Raw genomic sequence first — 17,755 nt, forward strand, 5'->3', positions numbered from 1 at the left:
CCCGCGCTGCGTGAGCGTCAGATCGAGCAGGCGTGCGGCTTTTTCGGCATCGTCGAAGAAGAGCTCGTAGAAGTCGCCCATGCGGAAGAACAGCAGCGTGCCGGGGTGATCGGCTTTGATGCGCAGGTATTGCTGCATGTACGGCGTGTGGGGCTTTACCCCCTCGCTTGCTTCGGGCTTTGTGTGGTCTGTTTCCTTCAGCGCCATACTGGGCGGGCCTCTTCAACGGTTCGGTGCAGGTGCGTTCATCGTTCGAAAGCGCGTGCGTGCGGCCGGTCTGGTCTGGGCGCGCTGACGCGCGCGACCCTGCGCCGAGTCATGGAGATGACGGTTCAGCAGGCGCAAAAAAAGGCGCACGAGGTACTGGACGGCATCGTTGAAACGGGGCGGGCACCGGGGCCGGACAAACGCAACCGCGACGAACGGGACTTGACGCTTGGCGAAGCGCAGGGCGCTTACAGGCACGACCTCGTGCACCGAAAGCGTCCGGCGAAAGCCAGTAGTTTAAAGAGTTATGACAAGGCCGTGCACAAACTCGCGGCTTGGAAGAGCAAACGGATCAACGACCTGCTGGACGAGGAGAATCGTGGACGCCTTCGAGGCGCTCAACGCGAAGGCCCCACGACCGCGGAGCCGAATTCATCCCTTATTCCATTCGCCACGGTCTCGCGGCGCACCGAACGCCACGGCTCGAGCTGCATGGGTCCGCTCCTCGGCGTAAACGATACCGTTCGCTACCGAGCGAAGCATTTCGCCGGCTAGCGGTGGCGCCGGCATTTTGCCCGCCTAGACTCGATTCGCATGGTTGGATCCCGGATTCAACGTGACATGCGTAACCGGACTGGAAGGGACATGGATATGGCGAACACCGGCCAACAGGCGCACGCCTCGCAACGCCCACCGCATCGCGACGATGCGGCGCTCTCGATGGAGCTTGGCCGGTGCGCGCGGGCGCATCGGCACTGCTCGCTTCGCTGAGGGTCTCCCAATGAAAACGATCGATACGCGCGAGACAGTCGAAACGCGGCCGATGAATGTTGCCGCTCCACCCGAGCAGGAATTCGACGCCCCCCAGGCCGTGCTCGATCTTGTCGTCGAAGTCATGACGGCGCTCGGCGCCGCGCCGGATACGGCTCGAGAAGCGGCCCGCACGGGACGCGTACAGCTCGGGACGCAGCGCTTGCTGCTGGTCTTGGCGCCCGATGAATCGGCGCTGATCGTGAGCGCATTGCTCGACGAGAACTGGGCCGGCTCGCGCGAGCGGCGTGCGCAGCTTTTGAAGGCCAATGCGCACTTGCTGCTGAATGCCGGTATCAGCTTTGCCATCGGTCTCGGCGGCCCCCAGTTGCTGTCCAGATGGCACCTGGCTCCCCGCAGGCCCGACGCGCTCGCGCAATGGCTGCGCAAATTCGCCGAGCTCGCGATCGATTTACAAGCCGTGCGCGCCTGACAGTGACGTGCGCCGCGATCGGACCGGACCGATCGTTCGACCAGTAGTCCGGTAGTTTCGAAATGGGGTAGAGGCCATGCACAACAAAGGTATCGCGGGCACATCGGGCGCTTCTTCGGCGCAGCATGAGCAATCCGCGCATGAAAGCACGTCGCACCCGCCGCGCTGGACACCGCCTGCCGGTGAGCACTCCGTGCGTACGACCGACTCGCGATTGCAAGGATTGCCGTCAGGGCGGCGCGGCCCCTTGCCGTCGGAGATCCGCGAGAGCGACAGCGACGGCAACGAAAGCGACGAAAGCGAGAGCTCGTCGTTGTTCCAGGGAGTGCCGTCCTCGCGCTTCGGTTCGGCGCGGATGCGCCACGCATTGGAGACCGACTTTTCATCGATGCGGATGACTGTCCCCGAGGGGCGGCCGGGCGTCGCGCGCGAAGAGACGAGTGTCGCACGCGAGCAGGCGCGAACGGAAACACAAACGGAAACACAAACGGAAACACATACAGCGCCGAGCGGTGGCGGGCGCTCGCTGACCGCTTCTCTCCAAGCTGCGTACGGCAAGGCTGCCGAACTCGGGACGAAGGCCAAGGGCGCCGCGGCGGCCGGGCTTACCGTGGCGAAAGACGGTGTAGTGGCGACTGCCCAAGGCGGTCAGCGGCTGCTCAGCGCGGGCGGCCGGCATGTCGTCCAGGCGGGAACGAGCGCGGTGTCGGGGCTTCGCGTCATGGGTGTCCCGCCGCGATTGGCCGGCGCAGCGGCCGGGCACTTGGTCCACCAGACGATCTCCACCGGCCTGCCTACGTTCGCGCGCGAAATGCTCTACGAAGCGCTTGCCGCGGCGCTGCGCCAACTGCCGCAGCCCGCTTTGACCGCGATGCAAGTCACGTCCGGCGTAACGCAGATCGGGCTGCAGCGATTGCGGCAAGCGCGCGAGCAGCGGAACCCCGAAGCGGCGGCGCGTGGCTATCACAACCTTAGCGTCGAACAGTGGGCGGCGCTGCCCGCCGAGGAGAAGCAAGCCAAGATGGCGCAGCAGCGCAGCTACTCCGACGCCGTGACGACGCTCGCGGCCGCGGCCGCGATCACGAACGTGGCGATGAGCTTGGCGGGACCGAGCATGGGGCGGCCCGAACTGGCCGCGCAGGTGCTCGCGACCGACATCAAGGCGCTGGCGTATGCCGGGGCGCGCGATTCGATTCAGACAATGTTGCAAATGGTCAACACAGAGGTTCCCACGAGCAGTGCCAGAGGCGCGCCGCTGAATTCGGCAGCCGAGTTTTACGCGAAGATGAACCTCATAGGCAACTATTCCTACGGCGCTGTGCCAGCAGGGCTGGGAGATGCGCGCACCAAGCTCGCGGCGCACTTCGGTGACGAGCGCGCACGAGCGGCGCTGGCTACGCATCCCTCTCCGTTGTCGACGGCGCAGGCAATCGGTACCGTCGCGCATTCGTCGGCCGTCAAAGCGATGATCAATACGCTGGTGGAGACGTCCGACTGGATCAACCTCACGCAAGTCCAGGCGAACGAGGCGGGGACGCGGCAGCGCTTCGAGCCCGCACTGAATCCGATCGACTTACCGGCGGCGCTGGACAAAGGGATCGCGCGTCTCGCGGCGGTGTCCTCGAACATTGCGCTCGGCAGCGCACTATCGATGGCCGCCACTGCGCTGCACGCGCCGCCCTGGCTGAACAGCTTGCTGTCCAACGGCGGCCCTGCCATTTTGGCGGGCCAGACGTACAACATGATCGTCGAGGTGTGGGACGGCGCAGGCGAGGTGCGGCGGGCGGAGAGTGAGCGAGCCCGTGAGGAAGCGGCGCGAGCCGGTACCGAGGAGCCGCGAAGCGACGAGAACGTTTGAGCGCAGCTTTTGTATGTGGGTCGGCCCGCCCGGTGGCGACCGCGCGCGTGAAAGCGGCGAGCGACAGCCAGGGAACCCCGATCTTCAACGAGCGCGCTTGGCGGCCGCTCTCTTTTTCGCGGGAGCCGTCGAGGTGGTCGCCTGTGCCTTCGGAGCACATTTGGCCGCCGCGGCCACTTTCCCGACCGTACTTCTGGCCGGTATGCGTCGGACGTTCGATTCCGTCGAGCGACCCTCTTCGGCACAGAGGTATTCGACGTCTCTGGATGGGTCGAAGTTGCTCAACGCATAACGTTCCCCGTTCTTCCCGACGAGGACTATTTCAAGTTCCATTCCCAACGTCTTGAGGAACTTCCTAAACGTCGAGAGATAAATCTCCTGGCGCTTTTCCAGTTGCGAGATCGCGTTTTGCCTCACACCTAACTTCTCGGCCACATCGGCCTGCGTTTTGCCTAAGGCCTTACGGATGGCACCAAGGTTGCCGGCCTCTCGCAACATTTCTTTGACCTTGCGGTCCGCTCCGGTTCGGATGTCCGCTTGCTCGGCGTCGGGCAGTTCGCCGATGATCTCGTTCAGTGTTCTTCCCATCTCTATCTCCCCTTTCCGGGCGTTGATGCGGGCGGTCGCTTCGCCGCTTTTACGGGCTTGGCTACATCGATCAGACTGGCCAAATGACGATCGAATCGAGCGTTTGCGACATGCAGGAGCCTTCTGTAGAACGATCTTTCGTTCATGCCTTGCTTGGCTCCCGCGACTAGCACGATAGCCTTTCGTTCCGGATCGAATGCAAACGCTACTCGCCAAACGTCCGCGCCGCCGTTCGAGCTGAAACGCAGCTCCTTCATGTTCGGATGTTTGGCGTTGGACAACGTTCCAACGTAAGGCCTGCCTCCGGGCCCATTCGTTGGACTGCCAAGGCGGTTGAAAGCAGTTCTCTTCAGACTCCTGGGGCCAGCATCCGAAACTCGGGTTCGAACTCGTCGTGGAACACGACGATCCAGTTTTTTGAAGTCAATTATCATCTCCGCATGATGTCACGTCAAGGTGATGTTCTAGACGAGCCACGGCAGGCAGCGGCGAACGCTCGCCATGCCGGGTGGTCGCTAGCGATGTGCATTATTGCGGGGGCTACCAGCCCGGAATCGCAGGGGATATCTGCCCTAAGCCGACAGCGAATTGGGGCGAGGCTGTCGGCTTATGTGGGGCGATGAAACCTTTTCCGAGACAGGCGGCATTTGGGCTTTCGCCGTTCCGATCGCGGGACTCGGCGTGATCTGGCGGCGTCATCGCGACGGCTTTTCGAACACGGCAACCTGGCGGCTCGTTTCGCCGCCGGCGCACGAAATTCGCGCCGTGCGAGCAACCGGCGTCGCCGTTACGCGACGATCACGAGGGTGCGTGCATGCCTCCTTCGCGCATTCCACCTTTCTCCACGCCGGGGTCTTTCGGATTTCATCATGCGCATCGGATCGAGCAGTGCCGACGACACGCGTACGGCTGGCGCGTCCGCGCCGCGCGGTGAAGCGGGGTCGACTGACGCCAGTTCGACCGAAAGCGGTCGCAGCGCGCCGGCTCGCAGCGGTGCGCTCGCCCAATTGAGCGCGCGCCGCACCGCATCGGCGACGGCGTCATCGCAGGCCGTGTCGGACCCAAAGGGAAAGCGGCCGTTGGCGCCGTCGCCGGCAGCCGGTCCTGCGCCCGCCGCCAAGCGCTTGCGCCCTGCCGGTGCCGAGCCGGGCGCTAGGCTCCGCAACGAAGAGCCGCGCGGCGAGCCGGGGAGTGCGGGTGAGCGTGCGACAGGCCAGAGCGCGCGAACCCTTGCGCGGCCCCCAAAGGGATCGCGGCAGAGCACGACCGCTGACATGGTGTATCGCATCCTCGTCGAACGGTCGCGGGGCGCTTCCACGTCGGAGATCGCGGGTGCCGTTTCGGTGGCGGACGGAACGATCGGCAGGTGGATCAACGCGAAGCGATGGCAGTCCGGCGAGGTTCAAGCCACGCTGGCCAAGATGTCCGACTATGCGCAGCACCGCGACGCGATCGATGCGCTCGTCAAAACGATGGGCTTGACGAGCGAAGATTTGCCGCCGCCACCCGCGAGATCACGCGGCCAAATGACGGCGGATCTGCTGAAGCAAGCGCTGGAGCTGATGCTCGCGAAGCGAGGCGAGGGGCTAGTCGGGCGCGGCCGGACGCCGGGGATTCTGTCGGCGGTGGCGGGCGTGATCGGAATGGACCGCAAAATGCTGGTCGGCTGGTTGAACGCCGACGGCACGCCAGCCAAGCCGCTCGACGCCGTCGCGCGCCTGCCGGGCTACGAACAGGTGCGCGGCGATCTGCAAGCGCTGTTCTCGCGCCACGGACATCAAGCGGTCGCCGACGGCTTGCGCGCACCCGGCGAGGACACGACGCATAAGATGACCGCCGCGCTGCTCGTGGATATCCTGCAAAACATCAAGGCGGACCGTGCCGGCTCATCCAGAGCGATCGGCGGTGCACTGGGCGTGCAGCCTTCGTTGGTTCGGGTATACGTCGCGCTCGAGGATGCCAGCCTGCGCTCGCTCGACGTCGTGCGCAAAATGCCTGACTATGCGCAGCATCGGGAATCGCTCGCCGCGGCGCTCGCCGCGCTCGGGAATCAAGAGCAGGCTCGAGGCCTGCCGCTGCCGTTGGTCGATGCCGAGTACTTGCTGAACGCCCTACGCGACGACATGCCGCGCTTCGTCGGCGCGATGAAGGCGATGCAAACCCATCCCAAGCTGTCGCCGTTCGATGCCGCCAAACAGGCCGGCCTGCTCCCCGAGGCGTTCACGGCCGTGATAGGCGCCGGGGGCGTGCTGCGCGAGCGCGGCGACGTTTACGCCACGCTCGCGCGCGTCGGCCGTCATCTCGTGCCGGGCCTCGACGAGGAACTCGCGCGACTGCGTGCGACGGCGCTAGGGAAGGCGCCTGTCGCCGCTGCGCCGCGCGAGATGGCCCGCTTCGAGCTCCCAGCACGCGGCACGATCCCCGCCAAGGTCTTCATCGTCAGGCCGAGCACTGGTGACCCGGGGCCCAAGGCAAAGAATCGCCTCGAAAAGATCTATGCGAACAACGCGGATCTGGTCCGGCCGCCGCGCTCCTACGAGACGGAGCGTCCCCGGCAGATGCTGCGCTGGCTGTCGACGGTCCTGAAAGACCGCTTTCCCGACACGAGCGAGGTTCAATGCTATTACCACGTTCCCACACGGCAGATCGTGGTCGCATCGAACCACAACGAGGTGAACACGAAACTGGCGGAATTCTTCGCCGAGGGCGGGGCGCGTCAGCTTATCGACGTTGCCGAGCCCCAATCGGATGCGCGGGAAGCGCGGCATTCGGGCAAACTGCGCATCGCGCTCGCGGGTGCGGCTGATTCGGCCGTAGGAGACGGTGCTCTGCAAAAGCAGGTGCGCGCCGCGATCGCGGCCGGACGTTTCGTCGTCCCGCACGCGAGCGTCAGCGATCGCGGCAAGACGGTGCGCCTGCATGCCGAGCGCCGCATCCTGAACTACGTGCGCGAGACGTTCGGCGAAGCGCTGGACCGACGGCTGTTGGCGGGCACGATGCGGCCTTGCGGGACTTGCGCCGACGAACTCGGGCTCGGCGACGAAGAGCGCCGCGGGCCGTTTTGGTTGTCGCACGCGGCACAGGCGCTCTCCGATACGCCGCGAATCATCGAGCGCAATATCGACAAGGGAATCGGCACCTACGTCACCAAGACGCGCGCGGGCAGGGTGACGACCGATCACGACACGGACAGCGATTCCGACATCGAAGACACCGAGGTGCGCATGAAGCTCGGTCGCGGCCGGGGCCGAGCGTAGCAAGTCTCATCGCTTTTCGAGGCCGAAACTGGCGGGGGCCGGGGCCCTGGGCGCGTGCCGGAACGAAGCAAGGCCTGAATGAAAAAAGACGGCCGAAGCCGCCTTTGCCGTGCCGTCATGCGCTGCCGCCGTTCGAGCGGCAGCGAGCCGCCCGTTACTCGCCGCTCGTTTTTGCCGCGCGGCTGTAGGAGCTCAGGATCGGCACCATCTGAGCGTAGATCTTCGGGTTGCCCGCGACGATTTCGCCAAGCTGCAGAAACTCCGAATCGCCCGTGTAATTGCCGACGAGGCCGCCTGCCTCGGTAATCAGCAAGCTGCCCGCAGCCATGTCCCACGGGCTGAGCCCTTGCTCGAAGAAGCCGTCGAGGCGTCCAGCCGCCACGTTGGCGAGATCGAGCGCGGCGGCGCCAGGGCGGCGCAGGCCCGTGCACGCGCGCGTCATTTCGGCGAACAGGCGGCAATACTTCTCGATGCCGTCGTCTTCGCGGAACGGGAACCCCGTACCAATGAGGCCGTCGGCCAATCTATCGCGCCGGCCGACGCGAATGCGGCGGTCGTTCAAATAGGCGCCGCGGCCGCGCGAGGCCGTGAACAGGTCGTTGCTGTTGGGATCGTAGACCACCGCTTGCGTCATGACACCGCGGTGCGCCAGCGCGATGGACACGCCGTAGTAGGGCAGGCCGTGAATGAAATTGGTGGTGCCGTCGAGCGGATCGATGATCCAGACGTAGTCGGATTCGTTGTCGGAGCGGCCCGACTCTTCGGCCAGGATCGCGTGGTCGGGGTACGCCGTTTTGAGCGTATCGATGATGGCCGCTTCGGCCGCTTTGTCGACTTCGGTCACAAAATCGTTGTGCTGCTTCTTGCTGACCTGGACGAGATCCAGATCGAGCGAGGCGCGGTTGATGATTTGTCCGGCGCGACGGGCAGCCTTGACGGCAATGTTGAGCATCGGGTGCATAAAACGGATTCCTTATGCCGCGGCGGTGCGAGTGCTGCGGCGAGTGGGCCAAACCGCCCGGAACGCGCGAGCATTCCGTCGACGAAAGCGAATTGAAGAAGAGCAATGCGCATGCACGCAGTCATGCGATCGGCCTGCGTGCGAGGCGCGAGTCATGTGATTTTACCTGAGTCCGGCGGTGCCCGGCTCAAAGTTGCGGCAAGGCAACCCGGCCCGCTCGTTGCCGGCTGCCGACGGTTCGCATCCGCCCGGCCAGCGCGTTACCATATGAAAGCCAGTGTCCGGCGCATCGACCTCCTGTGCCGGCCTTTACCGTTCTTCGCCGATTTCGTCACCTTGAATCATCCCACTTCGCTTTCTCCGTCGGCCACCGTTCATACCTGTGCATCGGGCCCCCACGGCGGTTTCACCTCGACGCTGTTCGTGCTCGTCGAGCCCAGCCATCCCGGCAACGTCGGCGCCGCCGCGCGTGCGCTCAAGACGATGGGGTTTTCGCGGCTCGTGCTCGTCGCCCCCCGCCTCGCCCATGTGCAGACCGACCCGGAAGCGATCGCCATGGCCAGCGGTGCGGAAGACGTCCTCGCCTCGGCGCGCATCGTACCGAGCCTCGCCGACGCCCTAGCGGGCGTCACCTGGTCCGTCGCCCTGACGGCTCGCATGCGCGAGTACGGGCCGCCGCAGCTCGCGCCGCGCGAGGCGGCGAGCTGCGCCCGCGTCCATGCGCTCTCCGGCGATATCGCGTTCGTCTTCGGCAACGAGCGAACGGGATTGTCCAACGAGCACGTCGAGCGCTGCAGCGCGCTTGCGCATATTCCCGCCAATCCGGCCTACAGTTCGCTCAATCTCGCGCAGGCGGTGCAAGTGCTCGCCTACGAGTTGCGAATTGCCTATCTCGCGCAGGAGGGCGAGCCGGCAGGCGAGCAGACCGACGAGGTTGCCGCGGGCGCCCGGGCCCCGAACGATGAGATCGAGCGCATGTACGTCCATCTCGAGAACGCGCTGATCGCACTCGAGTTCCTCGATCCGGCCAATCCGAAGAAGCTGATGTCGCGCTTGCGCAGGCTGTTCGCTCGCGCCGGCTTGGAGCGCGAGGAAGTCAACATCGTGCGCGGGATCGCGAAGCATATTTTGCTGAAGACACCGGGCCGCGATCGATCGTCTCCATAACAGGTCCGCAGGGCGGCCGGCACGGGTGCTGAGCTTGCCGGGCGACGAAGCCGTCGCAAAACGACGTGAACGCGGCGCCCACTGCCGTCAATGCCCCTGTCTCGACAGGGGCGATTTTCATGCGTTCTGCACGTTTCGCATGATGCATCTACAATCGAACCGCTCCTCATAAGCAAATCGCAGGATGTCATATCGACGCGCCCGCCGTTGCGTCCTGTCATAACGACTTCATTCCAGCGAGCCCCATCATGTTCAAGAGACTTCGCGAAGACATTGCCACGATTCGTCAGCGGGATCCCGCGGCTCGCAGTGCCTGGGAAGTCCTCACCTGTTATCCGGGGCTCCATGCGCTCGTTTTGCATCGGCTCGCGAATGCGTGCTGGCGAGCGCGGCGCCGCTGGCTCGCCCGCGTCATTTCCCAGGTCGCACGGTTCATGACGGGGATCGAAATCCATCCGGGTGCGACGATCGGGCGCCGCGTGTTCATCGACCACGGCATGGGCGTCGTCGTGGGCGAGACCGCGGAAGTCGGCGACGACTGCACGATCTATCAAGGCGTCACGCTCGGGGGCACGTCGCTCACGCGCGGGGCCAAGCGTCACCCGACCCTCGAGCGTGGCGTGATCGTCGGGGCTGGCGCGAAAGTGCTGGGCGGCTTCACGATCGGCGAAAACGCGAAGATCGGCTCGAACGCGGTGGTCGTCAAACCGGTTCCGGCAGGCGCCACGGCCGTCGGCAATCCGGCGCGCGTGGTGTCGCCGGGCGATCCTAAGCGCTCGCCGGAACGTGCCGCATTCTGCGCCTACGGCATCACGCCCAATGCCGAGGACCCGGTATCGCTCGCGCTGCACGGACTCATCGATCACGCCGCCAACGAAAAGCAGCGCGTCGACGAGATCGTGGCCGCGCTCGAGCGGCTCGGCACGCGGCTGGAAGCGCTGCAGAGCGTCGATGTGGCAGTCGTGGATCTACAGCGCCTATCGGCCGCGATCCACGGCGCGGCGGTGGCGCATGCCGAGGCGCGTGCAAGCCAGGCCTGAGGGCGGCGCAACAGCAGCGGCAGCGCAGCCAACAAAAGCCGCAGCCGTGCCGAAAGCGCCGAATGATCGCTCAATCGAGCGGAAAGGCGTGGATGCCTTCGGCATCGATACGCAGATAGCCGCCTCGGCGAGCGCCGTGATCGAGATCCCAATCGGGCAGGACCCACCGCGTGCCGCCCATTTCCTGATGGCGCGCGGGCTTGTGCGTGTGGCCGTGAATCATCGTCGTCGTATGGCTCGAACGGAACAGCGCCTCGACGCTTTCGTGCGTGACATCGTAGAGCGGTGAGGGCGGCCGCGTCCGGCCTTCCTGGCTCGACGCGCGCATGCGCTCGGCGAGGGCATGCCGCCATCTGAATGGCCAGGCGAGGAACATCAGTTGCGCCGCGCGCCAGCGCGCGAAGCGGCGAAACGTTTGATACTTGCGATCGGCCGTGCACAGCGCGTCGCCATGTGCGAGCACGATGCGCGAACCGAACGCGGTCATCACGAACGGATCGGGCAGCCAAATCGCGCCGGCCGCCTTCATGAACCGCTTGCCGAGCAAGAAATCGCGATTGCCATGCATCACGTACAGGGCGATTCCGCGTTCTGACAGCGTGTGCAGAACCGCGGCGATGCGCGCCGCGAACGGATCGGCCGCGAGCATGTCGTCCCCGATCCAATACTCGAACAGATCCCCGAGCACGAAAACGGAATCGGCGCTGTCGGCCGTGACCAGAATGAAATGCTCGAACGCGTCGACCGTATGCGGGATCGACGTGCTCAGATGCAGATCGGAGATGAGCAAGAGCGGCCGCGGCGCGTGGGGGCGCGCGTGGCCGTGCTCGCGCGGCACGCTGGCCTCGATGTTGCGAGGCCCTGCGTCTTGCCGCGCCGAGATCCCGGCATCCCGGATGATGCTCGTGCTCAATCGACTACGACCGCTTTCTCGATCACGACATCGTCGAGCGGTACGTCCTGGTGGAAACCCTTCGAGCCCGTGCGCACTTTCTTGATCTTCTCCACGACGTCGAGCCCTTCGACGACGCTTCCGAACACGGCGTAGCCCCAGCCTTGCGGCGTCGGCGACGTGTGGTTGAGGAAGTCGTTGTCGTTCACGTTGATGAAGAATTGGGCTGTTGCGGAATGCGGATCGTTCGTGCGCGCCATGGCGACCGAACCCTTGACGTTCTTCAGGCCGTTGTTCGCCTCGTTGTCGATCGGGGCGTCGGTCGGCTTTTGCTTCATGCCGGGCTCGAAGCCGCCGCCTTGAATCATGAAGCCGTCGATGACGCGGTGAAAGACGGTGTTGTCGTAATGACCTTTCTTCACGTAGCTGAGGAAATTCTCGACCGTTTTCGGCGCCTTCTCGGCATCGAGTTGGAGCTTGATGACGCCGTGATTCGTATGCAGTTCGACCATGATGGATTCCTTTCCAAAAAAACCGAGCCGGCGCGGGAAGCGCCGGCCGAGAGGGGCGTTATTTCGATACGACGCTTGCCGATTCGATCACGATCGGCTGTTGCGGCACGTCCGCCATGGGGCCGCGCGTCGTGGTGGGCGCAGCTTCGATCTTCTTGACGACGTCCATGCCGGAGACGACCTTGCCGAATACCGCATAGCCGTTGCCGTCCGGATTCGGATAGTCGAGCCCCGCGTTGTCGACGGTGTTGATGAAGAACTGCGCCGTCGCCGAGTTCGGATCGCTCGTGCGCGCCATGGCGATCGTACCCGTCGTGTTCTTCAGGCCGTTGCGGCTTTCGAGCGGAATCGGAGCACGCGTGGGTTTCTCCGCGAAGCTCGTCGTGTAGCCGCCGCCTTGAATCATGAAGCCCTTGATCACGCGATGAAAAATCGTGCCGCTGTACTGGCCGGATTTCACGTAAGCGAGGAAGTTCGCGACCGTCTTGGGCGCCTGCTGGGGATAGAGCTCGACCTTGATGTCGCCGTCCGACGTTTTCAGCAGCACTTGCGGGTGCGCGGCAGCGGCGTTCGTTTGCGCGAAGGCGGGGGCGTTCGCAATGAGAGCGGCGCTGCCGAGCGCCAACAAAAGGCTTTTCATGTGTGTCCTCGATGTGAGAAGGGTCGATGCGAAAGCCGCGCTAGTGCGACGGCGCGACATAGGGCTGAGCCGGGAACGGGCCGTTCGAGCCGCCGAACTCGACGCCCGGCGCATTGATCGCCGGGACTGGGACCGTCCTATGCGGGTGCTGCTCGGCGGCGGCCGGCGAAGGTGCCGCCCCGGGCGCCACGATCCTGTCGATCGCCGCCACGCGCTGCGCTACCGCGGGACTTGCTTGACCGAGGTTTTGCGCGCGCTTGTACGACTGCTCGGCCAGATGCAGGTACAAGTCGCCCAGGTTCTCATAGGCGAGGCCGTAGCTCGGGTTTGCGTGCACGGCCGTTTCGAGTGCCGTACGCGCATCTTGGTAGCGCCCCTGCTTCGCGTAGAGCGCGGCCAGATTGTTGTACGGCTCGGGCAGTTCGGGGTACAGCTGCGTCAATTCGGTGAACTGACGGATGGCGTCGTCGTCGCGGTTCAGGCGCGCGAGCACGGTGCCGCGCTTGAACTTTGCCTGGGCGTCTTGCGGATGGGCGGCGATGCGCGCGTCGAGCTCGGTCAGCGCGGCTCGCCAGTCTTGCGAGGCGATCGATGCGTCGATCTGCGGGGTGTCGTCGCGCACCGCCGGCGGCGTTTGCGCATGTGCCGCCGCGCTCGCGAAAGCCGCGAGCGCGAAGCTCAAAACGGAAGCGGCGACAAGGGCCGCGCTACGGTGCGTGCGGCCGCGGGAAGGTTTCATAGGCTCGGGTCTGGATGTTATACTCCGGCCCATTCTAACAAAACGTTTGCTCGTTTCCTCGAACGGCAAACGGTCCTTCCGCCAGTCGTGGTCGCCTTTCGCGACGCTCGCCCCGAAGCACTCGTCGCGCGAAGACATTCGCACCGCGCAAGCCGTTTGCGCTTCACCGCGACCTGCTCCGAAGCGCGCGTCGCCGAGTGCGGATTGCTCAAGGCTCACGCATCGTCTCTATGGAATCACTGCGCATCTACAACACGCTCGCGCGTGACAAGCAAACGTTCGCGCCGCGCCGTCCAGGCGAAGTCCGGATGTACGTCTGCGGGATCACCGTCTACGACTACTGCCACATCGGGCACGCGCGGCTGTTGGTCGTATTCGATCTCGTGCAGCGCTGGCTGCGCGCGCTGGGCTACAACGTGACATACGTGCGCAACATTACCGACGTCGACGACAAGATCATCCGGCGCGCCGTCGAAAACGGCGAGACGATCAAGGCCGTCACCGATCGCTATATCGCGGCCATGTACGAAGATGCCGACGCGCTCGGGGTGGCGCGCCCCGACATCGAGCCGCGCGCGACCGACTACATTCCTCAGATGCTGGGCATGATCGATACGCTCGTCGCGAACGGATACGCGTATCAAGCGAAGGACGGCGACGTGAACTACGCCGTGCGCAAGTTCGCGCGCTACGGCGCGCTGTCGGGCAAGTCGCTCGAGGATCTGCGCGCGGGCGAGCGCGTCGTGGCCAACGATGCCAAGCAAGATCCGCTCGATTTCGTGCTGTGGAAGCATGCGAAGGCGGGCGAGCCGCCCGAGTGCACGTGGGCGTCGAATTACGGGCCGGGCCGCCCGGGCTGGCACATCGAATGTTCGGCGATGGGTTGCGCGCTGCTCGGCGAGCACTTCGATCTGCACGGCGGCGGGCAGGACCTGCAGTTTCCGCACCACGAGAACGAGATTGCCCAGAGCGAAGGTGCGACGGGGCAGACGTTCGTCAATTATTGGATGCACAACGGCTTCGTGCAGATCGACAACGAGAAGATGTCGAAATCGCTCGGCAACTTCTTCACGATTCGCGAGGTACTCGCGAAGTACGATCCGGAAGTCGTGCGATTTTTTCTCGCGCGCGCGCACTATCGTTCGCCGATCAACTATAGCGACGTGCATCTCGACGATGCGCGCGCCGCACTGACTCGCCTGTACACCGCGCTCACGGACGTCGTAGCCGACGGTGCCCCGCTCGATTGGAGCGAGGCCCATGCGGTGCGCTTTCGCGAGGCGATGAACGACGACTTCAATACGCCGGTCGCCGTGGCGGTGCTGTTCGAGCTCGCGACGGAAGTCAATCGCACGCGCGATGCGGCATTGGCACGACAACTGCGGCTGCTGGCGGGCACGTTGGGATTGCTCGGCCGCGAGCCGCGCGCTTTCTTGCAGCAAGCGGCGGGCGCGCGCGATGGAGAGGGGCTCGATGCGGCCGCGATCGAAGCGAAGATCGCCGAGCGCACGGCCGCCAAGCAGGCGAAAAACTACGCCGAGGCAGACCGGATTCGAGATGAATTGCTCGATGCCGGTGTTGCACTTGAAGACAAACCGGGCGGGCTGACCGAATGGCGCCGCGTATGACGACCGTGCATCGCACGTCGCGCTGATCGACTCGCCAGGCAGGAGGCAAGATGGCAACGGCCAGGAAGGCGCCCGCACGCGCCAGTCGCAAGAGCGACGTGCGAGCGAGCGCAGCGGCGGCAACCGCTGAAATGAACGAGAAGGCGGCGGCCAAGCGCGCCGCCGGCTCGAAGAAGGCGAGCGCGGCGAAGCCGAACGGCGCCGCGGCGCCCGTGACGATCGGCGCGCAAGCCGAGCAGGCAAAAACGCGTCCCGCGTACTGGGATCGCGCATGCGCGGACCTCGTCAAGCGCGACCGCATTCTCAAACGACTGATCCCGAAGTTCGGCCCCGTGCATCTCGTCAACGGCAACGATCCGTTCGTGACCCTCGCGCGTTCCGTCGTCGGTCAGCAGGTGTCGGTGCAGGTCGCCCAAGCAGTGTGGGAGCGCATCGAAGATGCTTGTCCCAAGCTCGCGCCGCAGCAGTTCATCAAGCTCGGCCAGGAAAAACTGATGGCCTGCGGGCTGTCGAAGCGCAAATCGGACTACCTGCTCGATCTTGCGCAGCATTTCGTGTCGGGCGCGTTGCACGTCGACAAATGGATGTCGATGGACGACGAAGCCGTCATCGCCGAGTTGACGCAAATCCGCGGCATCGGACGGTGGACCGCCGAGATGTTCCTGATCTTCAATCTGTCGCGCCCCGATGTCTTGCCGCTCGACGATCCCAGTCTCACGCGCGCCATCAGCATCAATTACTTCAGCGGCGAGCCCGTGACGCGCAGCGAAGTGCGCGAGGTCGCGGCGAACTGGGAACCGTGGCGGACGGTGGCGACCTGGTACATGTGGCGCAGCCTCGAAGGGGTGGCTGAGTAGATGGCCGAGTCGACGGCTGGGCAAGCTATCATCATTGAGAACCGATAGTTTTGCTCGATCTCAGAGGGGGCGCGGACGGTTAGAATACGCGCTGCCGCAGGATTCTAGGAACGAACATATGAAAACGACCTTTCTGGATTTCGAACAGCCCATCGCGGAGCTCGAAGCGAAGATCGAAGAATTGCGCTTCGTGCAGGACGATTCGGCTGTCGATATTTCGGAAGAGATCGAGCGGTTGTCGAAGAAGAGCCAGCAGCTCACGAAGGACCTCTACGCGAATCTGTCCCCGTGGCAGGTCTCGCAGATCGCACGTCATCCGCAGCGCCCGTACACGCTCGACTACGTGAACGAGCTTTTCACCGATTTTCACGAATTGCATGGCGACAGGTCGTTTGCCGACGACCTGTCGATCGTCGGCGGCTTGGCCCGCTTCAACGGCCACCCGTGCATGATCATCGGTCAGCAGAAGGGCCGCGATACCAAAGAGCGTGCAGCGCGCAACTTCGGCATGCCGCGTCCGGAAGGCTATCGCAAGGCCGAACGGCTGATGCGCCTGGCCGAGAAGTTCGGTTTGCCGATCTTCACGTTCATCGATACGCCGGGCGCCTACCCGGGCGTGGGTGCGGAGGAGCGGGGGCAATCGGAAGCGATCGGCCGCAACCTCTATGTCATGGCCGAGCTGAAAACGCCCGTCATCGCGACGGTGATCGGCGAGGGCGGCTCGGGCGGCGCACTGGCGATTGCCGTGGCGGACAGCGTGTTGATGCTGCAGTTCTCCACGTATTCGGTGATTTCCCCCGAAGGCTGCGCGTCCATTCTTTGGAAGAGCGCGGCGAAGGCGCCCGAAGCCGCCGAAGCGCTCGGCTTGACGGCGCATCGCTTGAAGGCGCTGGGCCTCATCGATAAGATCGTCAACGAGCCGCTCGGCGGGGCGCACCGCGACGTCAAGGGCATGGCGGCGCTGCTGCGTCGCGCGCTGGCCGATACGCTGCGCCAGTTCCAAGGCATGAGCATCCCCGATTTGCGAGAACGCCGCTTCGAGCGGCTCATGTCTTACGGCAAGTTCAAGGAATCGTTCCCCGGCGCTTGAGTGACCGGGCATCGCGGCGGGTACGGGGTGCCGGCCGCACATTTCCTCATGGGTCCTTGACGTGAACGGTTCCGTCGATTCCGCCGCCGAGCGCATCGTCCTAGATGCGCTCGGCGGTGCGCTTTCCGCGGTGCCCTCCGGTGCGACGATCGCCGTCGCCTACAGCGGCGGGCTCGACTCCACTGTGCTGCTCGATGCCGCTGCGCGCGTCGCGGGCGCGGCGCGCTGTGTGGCGTTGCACGTTCATCATGGACTGAGCCCGAATGCCGATCGTTGGTTGGCGCATTGCGAAGCGGCTGCGCTGGCGCTGGGCGTTCGATTCGATGCCGAGCGCGTGCGCGTGCGGCGAGAGCACGGCGAGAGCCTCGAGGCGGCCGCGCGCGAAGCGCGCTATCGCGCGCTCGATGCGATGTGCGCGCGTCAGGGCGCGGCAGCGTTATGGCTCGCGCATCATGCCGACGATCAAGCCGAGACCGTGCTGCTGCAGTTGCTGCGCGGTGCCGGCGTGGCCGGGCTCGCGGCGATGGCGCCGCAGCGCATCGACGAATCGTCGGCCGTGCCGCGCGTGCGCCCGTTCTTGCCTGTGTTGCGGGCGCAACTCGAGCGCTATGCCCATGTGCGCGGCCTGCGCTGGATCGAGGACGAATCGAACGCCGATACCCGTTATGCGCGCAATGCGCTGCGGCACGACGTCATGCCGGCGCTCGCCACACGTTTTCCCGGTTTTCGCGACGCGCTTTCGCGCACGGCCCGCCACGCCGCCACTGCCCAGCGGCTGCTCGACGATTTGGCGCGCATCGATTTGCGGACGGTCGGTCGCGACGATGGCGAAGCGCTGTCGCGCAAGGGTTTGACGGCGCTCGACGATGCGCGCGCGACGAATCTGATGCGCGTCTGGATTCGCTTGGCGGCATTGCCGACGCCGTCCGCGGCGCGCTTGGCCGACATGCTGCGTCAACTGCGCGAAGCGCGTAACGGACATGGGCTCAGCGTCATGCATGGGGGCGCACGCCTGCGCATGTACCGCGACAAGATCTACTGGGAAATGCGTCCGGTGGAGCGCCCCGTGGTGGGCG

General features: G+C 65.0%; 18 protein-coding genes. 10 read left to right on the forward strand and 8 right to left on the reverse strand.

The genetic code is table 11. The features are described from left to right. The coding region (locus ACTHNZ_RS14390) for a hypothetical protein (RefSeq protein WP_440543174.1) at window positions 1-207 on the reverse strand (207 nt) is incomplete at its 3' end. A gap of 117 nt (window positions 208-324) precedes the next feature. Here ACTHNZ_RS14390 and ACTHNZ_RS14395 point away from each other — a divergent pair. From ACTHNZ_RS14395 to ACTHNZ_RS14405, 3 genes are all read left to right on the forward strand, one after another. Next, window positions 325-762, forward strand: coding sequence for a hypothetical protein (locus tag ACTHNZ_RS14395; protein ID WP_440543175.1), 438 nt, complete (start codon window positions 325-327; stop codon window positions 760-762). A gap of 226 nt (window positions 763-988) precedes the next feature. Beyond that, a complete protein-coding gene (locus ACTHNZ_RS14400; RefSeq protein WP_440543176.1) occupies window positions 989-1,450 on the forward strand; it encodes a hypothetical protein in 462 nt (153 codons plus the stop codon). Between the two features lie 76 nt (window positions 1,451-1,526). Then, entirely contained in the window at window positions 1,527-3,308 is a 1,782-nt protein-coding gene (locus tag ACTHNZ_RS14405; protein WP_440543177.1) for a hypothetical protein, read from the forward strand. 84 nt (window positions 3,309-3,392) lie between these two features. Here the strand turns inward: ACTHNZ_RS14405 and ACTHNZ_RS14410 are convergent, their stop codons facing one another. Both ACTHNZ_RS14410 and ACTHNZ_RS14415 read right to left on the reverse strand, forming a co-directional pair. Next, window positions 3,393-3,896, reverse strand: a complete 504-nt coding sequence (locus ACTHNZ_RS14410; RefSeq protein ID WP_440543178.1) for a helix-turn-helix domain-containing protein — start codon at window positions 3,894-3,896, stop codon at window positions 3,393-3,395. Between the two features lie 2 nt (window positions 3,897-3,898). Next, the gene (locus ACTHNZ_RS14415) at window positions 3,899-4,330 is read right to left on the reverse strand and encodes a type II toxin-antitoxin system RelE/ParE family toxin (protein ID WP_440543179.1); all 432 of its coding nucleotides are present in this window, start codon (window positions 4,328-4,330) and stop codon (window positions 3,899-3,901) included. A gap of 840 nt (window positions 4,331-5,170) precedes the next feature. Between ACTHNZ_RS14415 and ACTHNZ_RS14420 the strand changes: the two genes are divergently transcribed. Further along, a complete protein-coding gene (locus tag ACTHNZ_RS14420) occupies window positions 5,171-7,153 on the forward strand; it encodes a hypothetical protein (protein ID WP_440543180.1) in 1,983 nt (660 codons plus the stop codon). Between the two features lie 154 nt (window positions 7,154-7,307). Here ACTHNZ_RS14420 and ACTHNZ_RS14425 read toward each other — a convergent pair whose 3' ends face one another. Beyond that, the gene (locus ACTHNZ_RS14425; RefSeq protein WP_440543181.1) at window positions 7,308-8,114 is read right to left on the reverse strand and encodes an inositol monophosphatase family protein; all 807 of its coding nucleotides are present in this window, start codon (window positions 8,112-8,114) and stop codon (window positions 7,308-7,310) included. 267 nt (window positions 8,115-8,381) lie between these two features. Here ACTHNZ_RS14425 and ACTHNZ_RS14430 point away from each other — a divergent pair, with 267 nt between their 5' ends. Together ACTHNZ_RS14430 and cysE are read left to right on the forward strand one after the other, a co-directional pair. Continuing rightward, entirely contained in the window at window positions 8,382-9,281 is a 900-nt protein-coding gene (locus ACTHNZ_RS14430; protein ID WP_440543182.1) for an RNA methyltransferase, read from the forward strand. Between the two features lie 248 nt (window positions 9,282-9,529). Continuing rightward, the gene (gene cysE / locus ACTHNZ_RS14435) at window positions 9,530-10,321 is read left to right on the forward strand and encodes a serine O-acetyltransferase (protein WP_440543183.1); all 792 of its coding nucleotides are present in this window, start codon (window positions 9,530-9,532) and stop codon (window positions 10,319-10,321) included. 70 nt (window positions 10,322-10,391) lie between these two features. Here cysE and ACTHNZ_RS14440 read toward each other — a convergent pair whose 3' ends face one another. The 4 genes from ACTHNZ_RS14440 to ACTHNZ_RS14455 are packed head-to-tail and all read right to left on the reverse strand — an operon-like array spanning window position 10,392 to window position 13,104. Continuing rightward, window positions 10,392-11,204 (reverse strand): UDP-2,3-diacylglucosamine diphosphatase, encoded by an 813-nt coding sequence (locus ACTHNZ_RS14440; RefSeq protein WP_440543191.1) that lies wholly within the window; start codon window positions 11,202-11,204, stop codon window positions 10,392-10,394. A 26-nt stretch (window positions 11,205-11,230) separates the two neighbouring features. Next, a complete protein-coding gene (locus ACTHNZ_RS14445) occupies window positions 11,231-11,725 on the reverse strand; it encodes a peptidylprolyl isomerase (protein WP_440543184.1) in 495 nt (164 codons plus the stop codon). A 58-nt stretch (window positions 11,726-11,783) separates the two neighbouring features. Next, the gene (locus tag ACTHNZ_RS14450) at window positions 11,784-12,365 is read right to left on the reverse strand and encodes a peptidylprolyl isomerase (protein ID WP_440543185.1); all 582 of its coding nucleotides are present in this window, start codon (window positions 12,363-12,365) and stop codon (window positions 11,784-11,786) included. 40 nt (window positions 12,366-12,405) lie between these two features. Further along, window positions 12,406-13,104, reverse strand: a complete 699-nt coding sequence (locus ACTHNZ_RS14455) for a tetratricopeptide repeat protein (protein WP_440543186.1) — start codon at window positions 13,102-13,104, stop codon at window positions 12,406-12,408. A 230-nt stretch (window positions 13,105-13,334) separates the two neighbouring features. On the opposite strand from ACTHNZ_RS14455, the gene cysS reads away from it, so the two are divergent. The 4 genes from cysS to tilS all read left to right on the forward strand — a co-directional run. Further along, window positions 13,335-14,732, forward strand: coding sequence for a cysteine--tRNA ligase (gene cysS, locus ACTHNZ_RS14460; protein WP_440543187.1), 1,398 nt, complete (start codon window positions 13,335-13,337; stop codon window positions 14,730-14,732). 50 nt (window positions 14,733-14,782) lie between these two features. Then, a complete protein-coding gene (locus ACTHNZ_RS14465; protein WP_440543188.1) occupies window positions 14,783-15,589 on the forward strand; it encodes a DNA-3-methyladenine glycosylase family protein in 807 nt (268 codons plus the stop codon). Between the two features lie 118 nt (window positions 15,590-15,707). Continuing rightward, entirely contained in the window at window positions 15,708-16,679 is a 972-nt protein-coding gene (locus ACTHNZ_RS14470; protein ID WP_440543189.1) for an acetyl-CoA carboxylase carboxyltransferase subunit alpha, read from the forward strand. Window positions 16,680-16,740: 61 nt separating this feature from the next. Next, window positions 16,741-17,755, forward strand: a 1,015-nt coding sequence (gene tilS / locus ACTHNZ_RS14475; RefSeq protein ID WP_440543190.1) for a tRNA lysidine(34) synthetase TilS, incomplete at its 3' end; no start/stop codon positions are given.

It is taken from the genome of Trinickia sp. (genome assembly GCF_051953955.1).
Taxonomy (GTDB): Bacteria; Pseudomonadota; Gammaproteobacteria; order Burkholderiales; family Burkholderiaceae; genus Trinickia.

Coding starts and splice junctions, on each gene's coding strand:
- ACTHNZ_RS14395 (WP_440543175.1), top strand. CDS start 325: ATGACGGTTCAGCAGGCGCAAAAAAAGGCGCACGAGGTACTGGACGGC.
- ACTHNZ_RS14400 (WP_440543176.1), top strand. CDS start 989: ATGAAAACGATCGATACGCGCGAGACAGTCGAAACGCGGCCGATGAAT.
- ACTHNZ_RS14405 (WP_440543177.1), top strand. CDS start 1,527: ATGCACAACAAAGGTATCGCGGGCACATCGGGCGCTTCTTCGGCGCAG.
- ACTHNZ_RS14410 (WP_440543178.1), bottom strand. CDS start 3,896: ATGGGAAGAACACTGAACGAGATCATCGGCGAACTGCCCGACGCCGAG.
- ACTHNZ_RS14415 (WP_440543179.1), bottom strand. CDS start 4,330: ATGATAATTGACTTCAAAAAACTGGATCGTCGTGTTCCACGACGAGTT.
- ACTHNZ_RS14420 (WP_440543180.1), top strand. CDS start 5,171: ATGGTGTATCGCATCCTCGTCGAACGGTCGCGGGGCGCTTCCACGTCG.
- ACTHNZ_RS14425 (WP_440543181.1), bottom strand. CDS start 8,114: ATGCACCCGATGCTCAACATTGCCGTCAAGGCTGCCCGTCGCGCCGGA.
- ACTHNZ_RS14430 (WP_440543182.1), top strand. CDS start 8,382: ATGAAAGCCAGTGTCCGGCGCATCGACCTCCTGTGCCGGCCTTTACCG.
- cysE (WP_440543183.1), top strand. CDS start 9,530: ATGTTCAAGAGACTTCGCGAAGACATTGCCACGATTCGTCAGCGGGAT.
- ACTHNZ_RS14445 (WP_440543184.1), bottom strand. CDS start 11,725: ATGGTCGAACTGCATACGAATCACGGCGTCATCAAGCTCCAACTCGAT.
- ACTHNZ_RS14450 (WP_440543185.1), bottom strand. CDS start 12,365: ATGAAAAGCCTTTTGTTGGCGCTCGGCAGCGCCGCTCTCATTGCGAAC.
- ACTHNZ_RS14455 (WP_440543186.1), bottom strand. CDS start 13,104: ATGAAACCTTCCCGCGGCCGCACGCACCGTAGCGCGGCCCTTGTCGCC.
- cysS (WP_440543187.1), top strand. CDS start 13,335: ATGGAATCACTGCGCATCTACAACACGCTCGCGCGTGACAAGCAAACG.
- ACTHNZ_RS14465 (WP_440543188.1), top strand. CDS start 14,783: ATGGCAACGGCCAGGAAGGCGCCCGCACGCGCCAGTCGCAAGAGCGAC.
- ACTHNZ_RS14470 (WP_440543189.1), top strand. CDS start 15,708: ATGAAAACGACCTTTCTGGATTTCGAACAGCCCATCGCGGAGCTCGAA.